Genomic DNA, 14081 nt, shown 5'->3' on the forward strand with positions numbered 1-14081 from the left:
TATCTATCGAGGTCGACATGCCATTTCGCCCCAGTCATCGGCAGTTGGAATATCTGGTCATGCTTGGCGAAACCGGGCATTTCGGCGAGGCGGCCAAGAGGTGCAACGTCTCCCAGCCGACGCTTTCCGTGCAGGTTTCGCTACTCGAGAAACAGCTTGGCGTGACGCTCATCGACCGGATGCCCGGTCAGGTGATGCCGACGCCTGTTGGCGCCGAGATCATTGCGGCGGCGAAGGTCATTCTCAATGGGCTTGATGAGATCAGGGCGCTTGCCATGGGACCAAAGGCCAATCTGGGAGGAGCTATCCGGCTGGGTGTGGCGCCGTCCTTCGGGCCCTATTTCATGCCCTATCTTCTGCCGCCGCTTCACCAGACGTATCCGGAGCTCAAGGTCTATATCCGGGAAGACAGGCCCCGCCAGTTGGAGAGGGCCGTGTTGCAGGGCGAGACGGAATGCGGGCTCGGACCGCTGCCTTCCAACGAAGAAGGCCTGGTGGCGTTCCAGATATGCCGGGAGCGCATCCTGCTTGGCGTACCCAAGGCCCATCGGCTGGCCGCATTCGATACAATTACCTCGCAGGAACTCAAGGGCGAGAAGCTGCTAACGCTCGGACCGGGGCACCGACTGATGGACGAGGTACGGCGCTTAGCGGACATGTCCGGTGCCATTCTCGCCGAAGAGTATGAAGGATCGAGTCTCGATGCTATCCGTCAGATGGTCTCCATCGAAATGGGACTGTCCCTGTTTCCCGAACTCTATGTCCGCTCCGAGTTCGGCAAGGAGGATGGGATCAAGCTTCTGACGATCGAAGACTGGCAGGGGATTCGCGACATCGGCTTCTTCTGGCGACGGTCATCGGCGCGGGGCGGTCACTTCGAGGCCCTGGCCGGTCTCGGCAGGACGGTGGCTGAACGGATATTCCGGTCCGGGGACGTCAAATGAAAATCCCCGGCAGTGCCGGGGATTTCAGATGGTTCAGGCGATGCCGCCGAGGCAGATATACTTGATCTCGGTATAGTCATCCACGCCGTATTTCGAGCCTTCGCGGCCGAGGCCCGACTGCTTGATGCCACCGAAGGGCGCTACTTCCGTGGAGATGAGGCCCGTGTTGACGCCGACCATGCCATATTCGAGCGCTTCCGCGACGCGGAACACTTTGGCGATGTCCTTCGAGTAGAAGTAGGAGGCAAGACCGAATTCGGTGGCATTGGCCAGCTCAATCACCTCTTCTTCCGTCTCGAACTTGAAGAGCGGCGCAACCGGCCCGAAGGTCTCTTCGGTTGCGACCTTCATCGCGGTGGTGACGCCGGTCAGGATCGTCGGTTCGAAGAATAGCTCGCCGGCCGCAGACGGCTTGCCGCCGAGGGCAACCTGGGCACCCTTGGACACGGCATCCGCCACATGCTCCTTGACCTTCTCGACCGCCTTGGCGTCGATAAGCGGGCCCGTGGTAACGCCATCAGCGAAGCCATCGCCGACCTTCAACTGGCCGACCTTCTCGGCCAGCTTCGTGGCGAAGGCGTCATAGATGCCCGCCTGGACATAGAGGCGGTTGGCGCAGACACAGGTCTGGCCGGCATTGCGGTATTTCGAGATCATGGCGCCTTCGACGGCGGCATCGAGATCGGCATCGTCGAAGACGATGAAGGGCGCGTTGCCACCAAGCTCCAGGCCGAGCTTCATGATCTGATCGGCCCCCTGACGCATCAGGATGCGACCGACATTTGTCGAACCGGTGAAGGTGAGCTTGCGGACCTTGTCATTGGCGCACATTTCCTCGCCGACCATCGCCGCATCGGTGGAGGTCAGGACCGAAAAGAGACCGGCAGGCAGACCGGCGCGCTCGGCGAGAACGGCAAGAGCCAGTGCCGAGAGCGGGGTCTGGGCGGCCGGCTTCGATACCATCGCGCAGCCGACGGCAAGCGCCGGTGCCACCTTGCGCGCGAGCATGGCGTTCGGGAAGTTCCACGGCGTGATGGCTCCGACGACGCCGACGGGCTGCTTGATGACCATGATCCGCTTGTCAGCCTGGTGCCCCGGGATCGTGTCGCCATAGACACGCTTGGCTTCCTCGGCGAACCACTCGACGTAAGATGCGCCGTAGAGGATTTCGCCGCGGGCCTCCGGCCAGGGCTTGCCCATTTCCATCGTCAGGATCGTGGCCAGGTCGTCGGCATTGGCGACCATCAGATCGTTGAGCTTGCGCAGAATGGCCGCACGCTCCTTGCCGGTCTTCTTGGCCCAGGCTTTCTGGGCGGTATAAGCCGCATCGATCGCCTTTTCGACTTCTGCCTTGCTCAGATCCGGGAGCACGGCGATCACGTCGCCGGTGGCCGGATTGGTCACTTCGAAAGTCTTGCCCGACTGGCTGGCGGCCAGCCACTCATTGCCGACCAGTGACTTGTCGGTCGCCAGCGTCGGGTCCTTGAGTTTGTCCGTCAGAATGTTCGAGATGGTCATGCGTCAGGCTCCTGCTGCAACTTCGCGGATCGAGGCTTCGATCAGATCGAGTGCCTCATTGAAGACCTCGTCCTGAATGGTAATCGGGGCGAGGAAGCGGATGACGTTGCTGTAGACGCCACATGTCAGAAGGATCAGGCCCTTCTCCAGCGCCTTCAGACGCACCGCATTGGTGAAATCCGCATTCGGCTTGTCGGTTCCCGGGATCTTGAATTCAACGGCGTTCATGAAACCAAGGCCGCGGATGTCCATGATCTGGGGAATGTCCGACCGCAGGCTTTCGAGGCGCTGCTTCAGGCGGTTGCCGAGCTGGTTGGCGCGGTCGCAGAGGTTTTCCTCTTCGATCACGTCAAGAACGGCATGAGCAGCTGCGATCGCCAGCGGGTTGCCGGCATAGGTGCCGCCGAGGCCGCCGGGGCCGGGAGCATCCATCAGTTCGGCGCGGCCGGTTACGGCCGACAGCGGGAAGCCGCCGGCAAGGCTCTTGGCCATGGTCGTGAGGTCCGGAACGGCATCGTAGTGCTCCATGGCAAACATCTTGCCGGTGCGGGCAAAGCCGGTCTGGACTTCGTCGGCGACGAGGAGAATGCCGTGTTCGTCGCAGAGTTCGCGCAGGGCCTTCATCAAAGCGCGCGGAACGTCATAGAAGCCGCCTTCGCCCTGGACGGGTTCCAGGATGATGGCTGCGACGCGCTTCGGGTCGACATCGGCCTTGAACAGCTTGTCGAGCACGTCGAGCGAGGTCTCGACGTCGATGCCGTGCATTTCGAGCGGGAAGGGCACGTGGAAGACGTCGCCCATCATCGGGCCGAAGCCGACCTTGTAGGGCACGACCTTGCCGGTGAGCGCCATGCCGAGGAAGGTGCGGCCGTGGAAGCCGCCGGTAAACGCGATGACAGCCGAGCGGCCGGTGGCGCAACGGGCGATCTTGATGGCGTTTTCTACGGCTTCGGCGCCGGTTGTCGCGAAGATCGTCTTCTTCTCGAAATTGCCCGGCACGATCTTGTTGAGACGCTCGGCAAGCGCGACGTAGTTTTCGTAAGGCACGACCTGATGGCAGGTGTGGGTGAAGCGGTCGAGCTGGTTCTTCACGGCTTCGACGACCTTCGGATGGCGATGGCCGGTGTTGAGAACGGCGATGCCACCGGCGAAATCGATGTAGCGTCGGCCCTCGACATCCCAGATCTCCGAGTTCTCAGCCTTGTCGGCATAGATCTGCGTGGTCATGCCGACGCCGCGGGAAATGGCGTCATTCTTGCGAGCTGAGATTTCGGCGTTCTTCATCGTTTTCGTCCTGTGCGAAGGGTTGCCAGCGGCGTTGCAGAGGGCTGCAATCGCGCGGTGATATATTTCCTACATTTTTTCTGTAGACTTGCAATATGCCTTATCGGCATTATCACGCAAGACTGCGACATTTGATGAGGGCAGCGTGGACGATATCCGGTTCAAGATTGCGGAGGCAGCGCGCATGGCGGGCGTGTCGCCGTCGACGCTTCGCCTCTGGGAAAGCCAGGACCTGATCCAGCCGATCCGGACACCGACCGGCCAGCGCGTCTATGATCGGGTGTTGGTGGATCGGCTGAAGCGGATCGCCTGGCTGCGGACGGAGAAGGGCCTTAATCCGGCGGCGATCCGCGAGACGCTGCGGGAATTTTCGTCTGATGCCGACGAGGACAGCGTCGAAACTGAGGATGATACTTCCGATATCCGCGCAGGCACGCGAATGCGGCGTCTGCGGCGAGAGGCGGGCAAGACGCTCGAATACGTCGCCCAGGCGACGGGGGTGTCGGTATCGCAGCTCTCGACATTCGAGCGGACCTCGCAAGGACTGTCGTTTACCGCCCTGCATGAGGTTGCCCGGCATCTCGGCACGACACTCGCGTCGCTCAGCGGCCAGGAGGAGGGCAGGGGCGGCGAAAGCCTGATCCGCGACGGCAAGTGGTCGTCATGGCCAACCACTTCCTCCGGTGTGGCCGTCCAGGTTCTGGCGGAGGGTCGCAACATGATGGAGTGCAACCGCTTCCAGCTTGCCCCCGGGGCGTCGAGCGAGGGCGCCTATCAGCACGAGGGAGAAGAGTTCATCCACATGCTGTCCGGAAGCCTCGAGATTATCCTCGACGGCGACCAGTTCTTCGAACTGCATGCGGGCGACAGCTTCTATTTCGAAAGCCGCAGGCCACATTCCTGGCGGAACATTTCGAGTGGCGAGACGGTCCTCATCTGGATCAATACGCCTGCGACCTTCTGAGGTGAGGCAAAGAAAAACCCGGCAACCGTTTCCGGTACCGGGCTCTGATGTGTTTGCCGAAGGTGCTTACCTGCTGGCGACCACCGTCTTCGATCCGTCCCACGCATAGCCGCCGCCGATCGCAACGTTCAGCTGGACATAACCATTTGCCAACTGCTGAACAGCCTGGGCGAGGTTGGCCTGAGCGCTGGCGACGTTGCGCTGTGCATCGAGAACGTCAAGCAGCGAGGAGGCGCCGTCACGGTAGCTTGCGGTAGCAAGCGACAGGGCTTCCTCGTAGGAGCGAACGGTAGCCGTCAGGGCCGAGACCGTCTGACGGGTACGGCTCACGGCAACAAGCGCGTTCTCGACTTCGGAGACGGCGCTCAAGACCGTCTGCTTCCAGGCGAGATAAGCTTCGCGGGCCGCCGCTTCACGTGCCTTGATGTTGGCGCGGCGTGCGCCGGCATCGAAGATCGGCAGGTTCAGGCTCGGACCGAAGCCCCATGATGTCGCGCTACCGCTCGCTGCCGATGTGGCGACCAGTGTCGGCGAAATCGAGCCGCTGAGGGTGATCGACGGATAGAGGGCTGCTTCCGCAACGCCGATTTCGGCGGTTGCTGCTGCGAGATTGCGCTCGGCTGCGCGGATGTCCGGGCGGTTGCGGATCAGGTCCGCGGGAACGCCCGCGTTCACGCCACGACGAGCGTAAGGCTGGGCTGCACCCTTCTGGAGGTCGGCAAGCAGGCTTGTTGCGGGCAGGCCGAGCAGCAGTGAAATGCGGTGGACCGACTGGCGAAAGGAGATCTCAAGGCCCGGAATTTCCGCGAGCGTCGAATTGACGAGACCTTCAGACTGGACGACGTCGAGGCGCGAAGCTGCTCCGGCCTCGAGCTGCAGGCGTGTCAGCTCCAGTGTTTCACGACGCGAGGACAGGTTCTTGCGCGCGATCGCGATGCGTTCCTGGTAGTAGCGCGCATCGACATAGGCCGAGACGACACTGGACAAGAAGGTCAGGCGGGCCACATCGGCGCCGGCATAGGCCGCATCGAGGGTTGCCTTCGCGCTTTCCTTGGAACGGCGGTACTGGCCGAAGAGATCAATCAGCCAGGAAACGCCGAGCGTGCCGCTCGTCGTGTTCGTGGTGTCGCTATCACGGGTTCTCAGCGCGCCGCTGCCGTTCGTCTTCGATACCTGATGATCGGTAGAGACGTTCAGCTGGGGAAACGCTGCCGAGTCTGCCGCTTCGAAGCTGGCTTCCGCAGAGGTAATCCGCTCGATCGCCTGCAGTACATCGAGGTTCTGGGCGAGGCCAGTTTCAACCAGGCCGTTTAGACGGCGGTCGTTGAAGGCGCTCCACCAGGGAGCCGATGTCACGTCGGCCGACGCGCGGGCGCTGCCTTCGGAGAACTTGACGGGGAGGGCGGTCTGCGGCGCCTCATGGTTCGGACCGACGACACAGCCGGAAAGGAGGAGCATTGCGAGTGGTGCGGCGGCACGAATCTTGAGCATCACGTGTTCCTGTAAAAGTCCCCCGGTCTTGCCACGACGAGGTTTATCATGACCTCGAGCCAACGACCGACTTACACACGCAGGCTACCGCAGCAGCCTACGCATTAGTTGGTTAACATAGTTTGTCAATCACGACGACGACAGCGCTTCCTTCGGTTTTGCACCGCCGAAAATCTGCCGGATGATGACGAAAAACGACGGTACGAAGAAGATTCCTAGCGCCGTAGCCGTAAACATGCCGCCTAGGACGCCAATACCAATCGAATTCTGTGCTGCAGAGCCCGCACCGGTCGCGATCGCCAGCGGCACCACACCCAGAATGAAGGCGAGCGAGGTCATGATGATGGGGCGCAACCGGAGCTTTGCAGCTTCGAGTGTTGCATCAATGACACTGATTCCGGTAGCCTGGCGATCCTTCGCGAACTCCACGATCAGAATCGCGTTCTTTGCCGCTAGACCAATTGTCGTGAGCAGTCCGACCTTGAAATAGACGTCGTTGGACTGGCCGAAGACATAGGCAGCCGCGACCGCTCCCAGGACACCCACCGGTACCGCCATGATGACGGAGAACGGGATCGACCAGCTTTCATAGAGGGCTGCGAGGCAGAGGAAGACGATCAGGACCGAGAGCGCGTAGAGCATGGGGGCCTGCGAACCAGACAGGCGCTCCTGATAGGAGATGCCCTGCCAGGCTACGGTATAACCACCACCCAGATCGGCGGTCAGCTGTTCCATCGTCTCCATGGCCGTGCCGGAGCTCACGCCGCCGCCTGCTGCGCCTTCCATCGAGATGGCGCCGACGCCGTTGAACCTGCTGAGCGTCGGTGCGCCGCTGATCCACTGCGTCTTGATGAAGGACGAGAAGGGAACCATCTCGCCGTTGGCATTGCGGGCGTGCCAATCGTTGATTGCGGTTTCCTGCATGCGGTAGGGTGCATCGCCTTGGACATAGACCGGCTTCAGTTCGCCGTTCAGGGTGAAGTCGTTGACGTCACGGCCCGCAAAGATGGTCGACAGCATGCTGTTGACCGTTGCGATGTCGAGGCCCATGGCGCCCATCTTTTCCTGGTCGAGCAGAAGCTTCAACTGGGTTTCAGCCGGCGGGTTGTTCGAGCGCAGCGAGCTCACGTTCGGATTGGAGCTGCCCACCTGCATCAATTGCTGAGATGCGGCCGTCAGTGCTTCGGTGCCTCTATTGCCGCTGTCGACCAGATACATGGAGAAGCCACTCGACGTGCCGAGACCGGGGATCGCAGGCGGCGCCAGTGGGAAGACCATCGCGTCACGAAGCGTGAAGAAATAGCCCATGGCGCGCTGTACGACGGCAGGCGCGGCAAGCTGTGGGTCTTCGCGCAGTTCGAAGTCCTTAAGCTTGGCAAAGACCAGTGCGTAGTTCTGGCCGGCACCGACAAAGGAGAAGCCGGAGACGGAGAAGACGTCCTGGATCGCGTCCTTTTCCTTATCGAGATAGTAGTCCTCGATCTTCTTGATGATCTCTTCGGTGCGCGTGACAGTTGCGCCGTTCGGCAGCTGGACGATCGTCATCAGCACGCCCTGATCCTCTTCCGGGAGGAAGGAGGAAGGCAGGCGCAGGAAGAACCAGCTCATGCCAGCGATCACGATCGCGAACATCAGCATGACCCGAAGCGGACGCTTGAGAAGATAGCCGATCGACGAGACATAACCGCCGGTCGCGCGATCGAAGTTACGGTTGAACCAGCCACCAAGACCGCCCTTCGGCTTGTGGTGGTCGACCGGCTTCAACATCGTCGCGCAGAGCGCCGGGGTTAGAACAAGAGCAACGACAGCAGAAAGCAGCATCGCCGAGACGATGGTCACGGAGAACTGGCGGTAGATGATGCCGGTCGAGCCGCCGAAGAAGGCCATCGGAATGAAGACGGCCGTCAGGACGAGGGCGATGCCGACGATTGCGCCGGTGATCTCGCCCATGGACTTCTGGGTTGCCTCGAGCGGAGACAGTCCTTCCTCGGACATGATGCGCTCGACGTTTTCAACCACGACGATCGCGTCATCGACAAGCAGACCGATCGCCAGAACCATGGCGAACATGGTCAGCGTGTTGATCGAGTAGCCCGTCAACGCGAGGATGCCGAAGGTACCGAGAAGAACGACGGGCACCGCAATCATAGGAATGATGGTGGCGCGCAGGTTCTGAAGGAAGACGAGCAGGACCACGAAGACCAACACAATGGCTTCGAGCAGGGTGTGAACGACCTTTTCGATCGACAGCTGCACGAAGGGCGTGGTGTCGTAGGGGTAGGTGATCACCACGTTTTCCGGCAGCGATGGTGCGATTGTTGCAAGCTGCGACTTCACGCGTTCTGCCGTATCCAGTGCATTGGCACCGGTCGCCAGATTGATGGCGAAGCCGGTCGCCGGATTGCGGTTGGAGCGGGTCTTGGTGGCGTAGCTTTCCTGGCCGACCTCGATGCGCGCGACATCGCTCAGTCGCACGGTGGCGCCGTCTGTCTCGGTCTTCAGGATGATTGATTCGAAGTCGGATACGGACTGCAGCTGGCTTTGAGCGGTCACGGTGACCGTCAGCTGCTGACCCGCCGGCGCCGGCTGGCTGCCGAGGGCGCCAACGGAAACCTGCGTGTTCTGCGCCTGGATGGCGGAGGTCACGTCCGTCGGTGTCAGCTGGAACTTGTTGAGTTTGAACGGGTCGAGCCAGACGCGCATGGCGTAGCCGGTACCGAACACTTCAAGGCTTCCCACGCCTTCCAGACGCTTGATCTGATCCTCGATCTGCGAGGAGAAAATGTCGCCAAGCTCGACATTGCTGCGGGCGCCATCCGTGGACACCAGTGCGCCGACGAGCAGAATGCTCGAGGTCGAGCGCGTTACCGAGATGCCGGCCGACTGGACGATATCCGGTAGTTGCGACTGGACGAGCTGCAGCTTGTTCTGAACCTGGACCTGGGCAATTTCGGGATCGATCGAGTTGCCGAAGGTCAGCGATACGGAGGCCGAGCCGGTGCTCGACGATGACGTCATATACGTCAGGTCATCGAGGCCGGTCATGCCGTCTTCGATGATCGATGTGACTGACTTCTCCACCGTCTCCGCGCTTGCGCCATTATAGCTTGCCGATATCTGCACGGTTGTCGGTGCAATTTCCGGGTACTGCGAAATCGACAGCGTCGAAATCGCGAGCGCACCGCCGAGCATGATGATGATCGCGATCACCCATGCGAAGATCGGGCGTCGAATGAAATACTGGGCCATGGATTATCCTCTACGCCTCGATTGCCTTGTCTGTCGCACAATCAGGGTTGTGCGGCAGGGGCGGCAGCCGGCGCCGCAGTTTCCTGGACGATCCCGTTCTCATCAATCTGCGCTTCGACCGGCTGGACGGGGGCGCCGTCGCCAATCCACTGGAAGCCGTCGACGATGAGCTTGTCGCCATCATTGATGCCACTGGCCACGAGCCAGTTGTTGCCGGAAACCTGCGCTTCGTCGAAGATCCGGGTCTCGACCGTGTTCTCAGCCGTGACGAATTTTGCCGAAAGCTCGCCATTGGCGCTGCGCGTGGCTGCCCGCTGGGGGATCAGGAAGCCGTCTTCCGTGCCGACGGTCACCGTGGCGCGGACGTACATGCCTGGCAGGATAAGGCCATCGGGATTGTCAAACACAGCACGGATTGAATAGGTACCGGTCGTCTGACTGACCGCCATTTCCGACATGTCGAGCTTTCCGACAACTGGGTATTCGTGGCCGTCCTCAAGCGTCAGCCGGATTTCGGATGCGCCGTTTTCGTTGCGGTTGATGCGACCCTCGGTGATGGCCTCGCGCAGACGAAGAAGATTGACGCTCGATTCCGTCAGGTCGATGTAGATCGGATCAAGACGGCGCAGGGTCATAAGGCTGTCGGTCTGGTTTGCGGTGACGACGTTGCCGACCGAGTAGCGCGACGCAGTGGTCACGCCTTCGAAGGGGGCGCGAATTTCTGTGAGAGCGAGTTCGATCTCGGCGGAGCGCAGCGCTGCGTTTGCCTGAGCGACATCTGCCTCAGCCTCCAGAAGCGTCACACGGGCGTTTTCGAGTTCCACCTGGGTGGCGCCGCTGCCGACCAGCCGTTCCTGACGCGCAAGGTTGGATTGGGCCGTCGGCACGCCGGCTTCAGCCTTCTGCAGACTGGCCTGGGCCTGGGCCTGGGCGGCGCGGTACGTGTCGTCTTCGATCTTGTAGAGCAGATCGCCCGGCTGAACTTCGCTGCCTTCCTTGAAGGCAATTTCCTTGATGATGCCGCTCACGCGTGGGCGGATTTCTGCGGTCTGGAAGGCGGCTGCGCGTCCCGGCAGGGTACTTGTCAGCGGTTGCAGTGCCTTCTTCATCACCACAACGCTCACGGCTGCAGGTGGCCGTTCGCCGCCAGCCCCTGCGGCGCCGCCGTTGTCAGCCGTTCCCTGATCGGAGCAACCCGCCAGGACGGCGGTGCAAACGAGAATGGCGGAGGCAAGTCTGAAGCTTGGGCGCATCAAGGAATCCCACTGAGAAAGGTCACAGAACATTACAAGTCATGGACCAGCGCCGCTGAAATCAGGCACTGGCGAGACGGCGAGAAAGGGCGCATCCAAGGGAGGCGGTTCTCTTCAGTCGAAGTGACGTAAATGAACAATCGTCACTTTGCAAGTGGTGACCGCAGTGCAGTATCGATCAGGGCGACGACTTCCCGACAACGTGTTGCCATTATGCCAGCCTTCTCCATTCCCGTCATGACAGGGTGGATGACGCAGGCCAGTGCATCGAAGGATGTGTTTGCCAATCGCGGCACGTCGCCTGCATGGTAGACGCCTTCCCTAATGCCGGCATGGATGATTTCCGCGATCATGCCGACGACGATCTCGCGGTACCGATCGCCGCAATCGAGTTCCTCTGTGATCGTCACGAGGATCATCTCGAACACGAAGGGTGCATCCTTTTGCTCGGAGAGGTGCTCCTGCATGAGATGGTGGGCGAGGGCGTAAAGCCGTTCGGGGGCGGGCTTGTCGTTGGCCAGAGACTTCAATGCATGGAGCGTCTGCTCGATCGCGCGGGTGGCAATCGCATCAACAAGGCTCGTCTTGGTTCGAAAATGCTTGAAGACATTGGCCGGTGACATCGACAGTTCGGCCGCAATGTCTGCAATCGTGACGCTGGCATAGCCATGGGTCCGGAAAAGCTTCTCGGCGGTGTTCAGGATCTCTTCGCGCGTCTCCTCAGCGGGTCTGCGCGGACGACGCACGGGAACGCCGGCACCCTTGTCGGGGCAGCATGCGCCAGATCGTGCGCGAGGGTCCTGATCCATGGGGCCACCTTTCTCAGGGGAAGTACGATGCCAGATTCTGGCGGATACGGGCGAAGGGGCTTTCGCCTGTGTCATCAGGCTGGAACGGCAGCCCCGTGATCGCTTCGAATGCCCTAATATAGACCTTCGATGTCTCCTCGACCAGTGATGCCGGGATTTCCGGAATGGCATCGACATAGGGATCGCAACGTTCGGCAACCCAGGCGCGGACGAAATCCTTGTCGAAACTCTGCGGGCGCTCTCCCTTTTCAAAGCTCGCCTGGTAACTGTCGGCAATCCAGTAGCGGCTGCTGTCAGGGGTGTGGATTTCATCGGCGAGGATGATCGTGCCGTTTTCGTCCGTGCCGAATTCATATTTGGTGTCGACGAGGATCAGGCCGCGCTCGGCGGCAAGCTTCTGGCCACGGGCGAACAGTGCCAATGCATAGGTTGACAGCGTTTCCCACTGCTCGGCCGTCAAAAGCTTCTTCTCGACGATCTCGTCGGGCGTCAGCGGTTCGTCGTGGCCACCGTCGAATTCCTTGCTGGTCGGCGTGATGATAGGGGTCGGGAGCTTTTCGTTGTCGCGCATGCCGTCTGGCAGGCTGATCCCGTACATCTCACGCTCGCCCTTCTTATAGAGAGTGAGGATCGATGTCCCGGTGGTACCGGCGAGGTAGCCACGGACCACGATCTCGACCGGCAGGATCTCCAGGCGCTTTCCGATCACCACGTTGGGGTCGGGATAGGAGATGACATGGTTCGGGCAGATGTCGCTGGTCTTTTCGAACCAGTAGCGTGCCGTCTGGGTCAGAACCTGGCCCTTATAGGGAATGCAGGTGAGGATCCTGTCGAAGGCGCTCAGACGATCGGTCGAGATGATGATGCGGCTGCCGTCTGGAAGGTCGTAGTTCTCACGCACCTTGCCGCGATAGTAGTTCGGCAGTTCCGGATAGTGGGCTTCGGAAAGGATGCGCATGGATGTCCTCGATGTCTCGTCGGCTGTGGCAAGTTTGACGGTGTGCCCGTTGTCCCGCGGTACCCGAAAGAGGCGGCGGTTTCAAAGAAAAAGCGCATGAGGCTTGCCCATGCGCTTTCATATCAAAGGTGGTCAGACGGCTGCGCGATGCAGGCGACCGTTGAAGAGGCCGTTGTCCGTCGCCTGCCGAAGCGACTTGGCGGCGGCGAGCACGGCAAGGTCGACGAGCGGCTCGACCAGGATCACCATCATATAGGCGGCACCAAAGGTTGCGATGCTTGAGAGGCTCTCAGCCGAGAAGCCGTTGCCGTAGAGCGCCCAGAAGGCGACCCAGGCGACGATCCCGCCCTGATAGGCCGTGGATAGTGCAAGTGCATCCTTATAGCCGACATCCACATATGCCTTCTTTTCCGAAATGAGCCGCGCGGCGAGCTGACTGATGACAAAGAGCGGCACGATCAGTGTCGTGACGTTCATCCCGTATTGCGGCAAATCGAACGGCGCAAAAAATAGCCCCTGGAGCAGGAGGCCAAGAGCCAGGCCGATCGAGGCTGCGCCGGCCCCGAAGATTAGGAAGAGTGTCGAGCCGAGGATGAGATGCACTTCGGAGACGCCGACCGGATGATGGGGCAGGACTTCGAAGAAGGAGAAGACGAGAGCTGTCGTGATCAAGGTCCTGGCCGCAAGACCGGTCGGGGTCGCTTTCGCCTTGAGGTCGTCGACAACCATCTTGCCGATAAGCCCGAAGGAGAGTGCTGCTGTTGCGTAGCTGAAAGCGAGTTTGGCGCCGTCCACGACGCCGGGTTCAATATGCATAACTATGTCCTTTCGTCCGCGCCCACCGCGCGGGAGAGTGAATGCCGCGTTCACGGCGTCAAGCGATGGCAGGTCTCCTGGCTCACGGGTCAGGGCTTCGGTCCGCCTTATCAGCTGAAGGCCAATGGCTTTTCGGACGTCGCTCGCCGTTCACAGTTGCGGGGGCAGCCACGGTTTCGGCCCCTGATGGGTAGTCCTCACCGTATTCCCTCTTCGTCCGCCCTTCCGGTCTTGTCGGGGCGGAACCATCACAGAGGAGAGACTAGGTCCTGTCATGAAGCGATGTCCAGCAGTTTGCGACGTGACTGACCGGCAAACTGCGACAGTTTGGCAAAAGCCAATTTGCCACATTGTGAGTGGAGGGTAGGGGTGCCTATCTGCGGGCAGACCGCAGATGTAGAGAGGTTACGACATGGCTCAGATGATCTACCGCGTGCCACTGTTTGGCTGGATGTTGAGGGAAGCGATTTACGGACCGACGACCGCCAAGGTCCTGTTCGTGGTCAATCTGCTTTTGCTCTGGCTGCTCGCCATTGTCGCATTCGGCTATCCCGCGATCATCCTGCCGGCGCTTGCCGCAGTGCCGACCATGTTTGTGGTGCTGCTACTGATCACCAATGGGTAAAGGGGAAACCCGGTCTTTTAACTCTGGCCCAGAGTTCCCATATAGGGATTGACGAGGGCGCCAACGTGTTCACCCGGCAAAAGTGGGCAAATGCGTGGACGTGCAAGTCGGTGCCGATTTTTTCTTTGTAAAATCAGTCACTTGAAAAAAACGACAGTTTTTTGACAATT

At 60.7% G+C, this 14081-nt stretch carries 11 protein-coding genes and 1 riboswitch; of the genes, 3 read left to right on the forward strand and 8 right to left on the reverse strand.

The window, feature by feature from the left end; translation table 11 throughout:
- Positions 1 to 17 precede the first annotated feature (17 nt).
- Entirely contained in the window at positions 18 to 944 is a 927-nt protein-coding gene (locus SJY08_RS22225; RefSeq protein ID WP_377278412.1) for a hydrogen peroxide-inducible genes activator, read from the forward strand.
- 33 nt (positions 945 to 977) lie between these two features.
- Here the strand turns inward: SJY08_RS22225 and SJY08_RS22230 are convergent, their stop codons facing one another.
- Together SJY08_RS22230 and SJY08_RS22235 are read right to left on the reverse strand one after the other, a co-directional pair.
- Positions 978 to 2462, reverse strand: coding sequence for an NAD-dependent succinate-semialdehyde dehydrogenase (locus SJY08_RS22230; protein ID WP_377278414.1), 1485 nt, complete (start codon positions 2460 to 2462; stop codon positions 978 to 980).
- 3 nt (positions 2463 to 2465) lie between these two features.
- The gene (locus SJY08_RS22235; protein ID WP_054148629.1) at positions 2466 to 3746 is read right to left on the reverse strand and encodes a 4-aminobutyrate--2-oxoglutarate transaminase; all 1281 of its coding nucleotides are present in this window, start codon (positions 3744 to 3746) and stop codon (positions 2466 to 2468) included.
- A 184-nt stretch (positions 3747 to 3930) separates the two neighbouring features.
- Between SJY08_RS22235 and SJY08_RS22240 the strand changes: the two genes are divergently transcribed.
- On the forward strand, positions 3931 to 4710 hold the full coding sequence (locus SJY08_RS22240; protein ID WP_054148644.1) for a cupin domain-containing protein: 780 nt from the start codon (positions 3931 to 3933) through the stop codon (positions 4708 to 4710).
- 66 nt (positions 4711 to 4776) lie between these two features.
- Here SJY08_RS22240 and SJY08_RS22245 read toward each other — a convergent pair whose 3' ends face one another.
- The 6 genes from SJY08_RS22245 to SJY08_RS22270 form a co-directional block, all read right to left on the reverse strand.
- The gene (locus tag SJY08_RS22245) at positions 4777 to 6201 is read right to left on the reverse strand and encodes an efflux transporter outer membrane subunit (RefSeq protein ID WP_377278416.1); all 1425 of its coding nucleotides are present in this window, start codon (positions 6199 to 6201) and stop codon (positions 4777 to 4779) included.
- 129 nt (positions 6202 to 6330) lie between these two features.
- Positions 6331 to 9450 carry an efflux RND transporter permease subunit gene (locus tag SJY08_RS22250; RefSeq protein ID WP_054148631.1) on the reverse strand — a complete coding sequence of 1040 codons (3120 nt, stop codon included), beginning with the start codon at positions 9448 to 9450 and terminating at the stop codon, positions 6331 to 6333.
- Positions 9451 to 9491: 41 nt separating this feature from the next.
- Positions 9492 to 10703 carry an efflux RND transporter periplasmic adaptor subunit gene (locus tag SJY08_RS22255; RefSeq protein WP_300890702.1) on the reverse strand — a complete coding sequence of 404 codons (1212 nt, stop codon included), beginning with the start codon at positions 10701 to 10703 and terminating at the stop codon, positions 9492 to 9494.
- Between the two features lie 143 nt (positions 10704 to 10846).
- A complete protein-coding gene (locus tag SJY08_RS22260; protein WP_300890701.1) occupies positions 10847 to 11512 on the reverse strand; it encodes a TetR family transcriptional regulator in 666 nt (221 codons plus the stop codon).
- 13 nt (positions 11513 to 11525) lie between these two features.
- The gene (locus tag SJY08_RS22265) at positions 11526 to 12470 is read right to left on the reverse strand and encodes a phosphoribosylaminoimidazolesuccinocarboxamide synthase (protein ID WP_054148633.1); all 945 of its coding nucleotides are present in this window, start codon (positions 12468 to 12470) and stop codon (positions 11526 to 11528) included.
- A 132-nt stretch (positions 12471 to 12602) separates the two neighbouring features.
- Entirely contained in the window at positions 12603 to 13286 is a 684-nt protein-coding gene (locus SJY08_RS22270) for an energy-coupling factor ABC transporter permease (RefSeq protein WP_300890699.1), read from the reverse strand.
- Between the two features lie 49 nt (positions 13287 to 13335).
- Positions 13336 to 13551, reverse strand: a riboswitch (cobalamin riboswitch).
- 147 nt (positions 13552 to 13698) lie between these two features.
- Here SJY08_RS22270 and SJY08_RS22275 point away from each other — a divergent pair.
- Positions 13699 to 13911 carry a hypothetical protein gene (locus SJY08_RS22275; protein ID WP_300890698.1) on the forward strand — a complete coding sequence of 71 codons (213 nt, stop codon included), beginning with the start codon at positions 13699 to 13701 and terminating at the stop codon, positions 13909 to 13911.
- Positions 13912 to 14081 lie beyond the last annotated feature (170 nt).

This window comes from Rhizobium sp. R86522, from assembly GCF_042466255.1.
In the GTDB taxonomy this organism is placed as follows: domain Bacteria; phylum Pseudomonadota; class Alphaproteobacteria; order Rhizobiales; family Rhizobiaceae; genus Allorhizobium.

Coding starts and splice junctions, on each gene's coding strand:
- SJY08_RS22225 (WP_377278412.1), top strand. CDS start 18: ATGCCATTTCGCCCCAGTCATCGGCAGTTGGAATATCTGGTCATGCTT.
- SJY08_RS22230 (WP_377278414.1), bottom strand. CDS start 2,462: ATGACCATCTCGAACATTCTGACGGACAAACTCAAGGACCCGACGCTG.
- SJY08_RS22235 (WP_054148629.1), bottom strand. CDS start 3,746: ATGAAGAACGCCGAAATCTCAGCTCGCAAGAATGACGCCATTTCCCGC.
- SJY08_RS22240 (WP_054148644.1), top strand. CDS start 3,931: ATGGCGGGCGTGTCGCCGTCGACGCTTCGCCTCTGGGAAAGCCAGGAC.
- SJY08_RS22245 (WP_377278416.1), bottom strand. CDS start 6,201: ATGCTCAAGATTCGTGCCGCCGCACCACTCGCAATGCTCCTCCTTTCC.
- SJY08_RS22250 (WP_054148631.1), bottom strand. CDS start 9,450: ATGGCCCAGTATTTCATTCGACGCCCGATCTTCGCATGGGTGATCGCG.
- SJY08_RS22255 (WP_300890702.1), bottom strand. CDS start 10,703: ATGCGCCCAAGCTTCAGACTTGCCTCCGCCATTCTCGTTTGCACCGCC.
- SJY08_RS22260 (WP_300890701.1), bottom strand. CDS start 11,512: ATGGATCAGGACCCTCGCGCACGATCTGGCGCATGCTGCCCCGACAAG.
- SJY08_RS22265 (WP_054148633.1), bottom strand. CDS start 12,470: ATGCGCATCCTTTCCGAAGCCCACTATCCGGAACTGCCGAACTACTAT.
- SJY08_RS22270 (WP_300890699.1), bottom strand. CDS start 13,286: ATGCATATTGAACCCGGCGTCGTGGACGGCGCCAAACTCGCTTTCAGC.
- SJY08_RS22275 (WP_300890698.1), top strand. CDS start 13,699: ATGGCTCAGATGATCTACCGCGTGCCACTGTTTGGCTGGATGTTGAGG.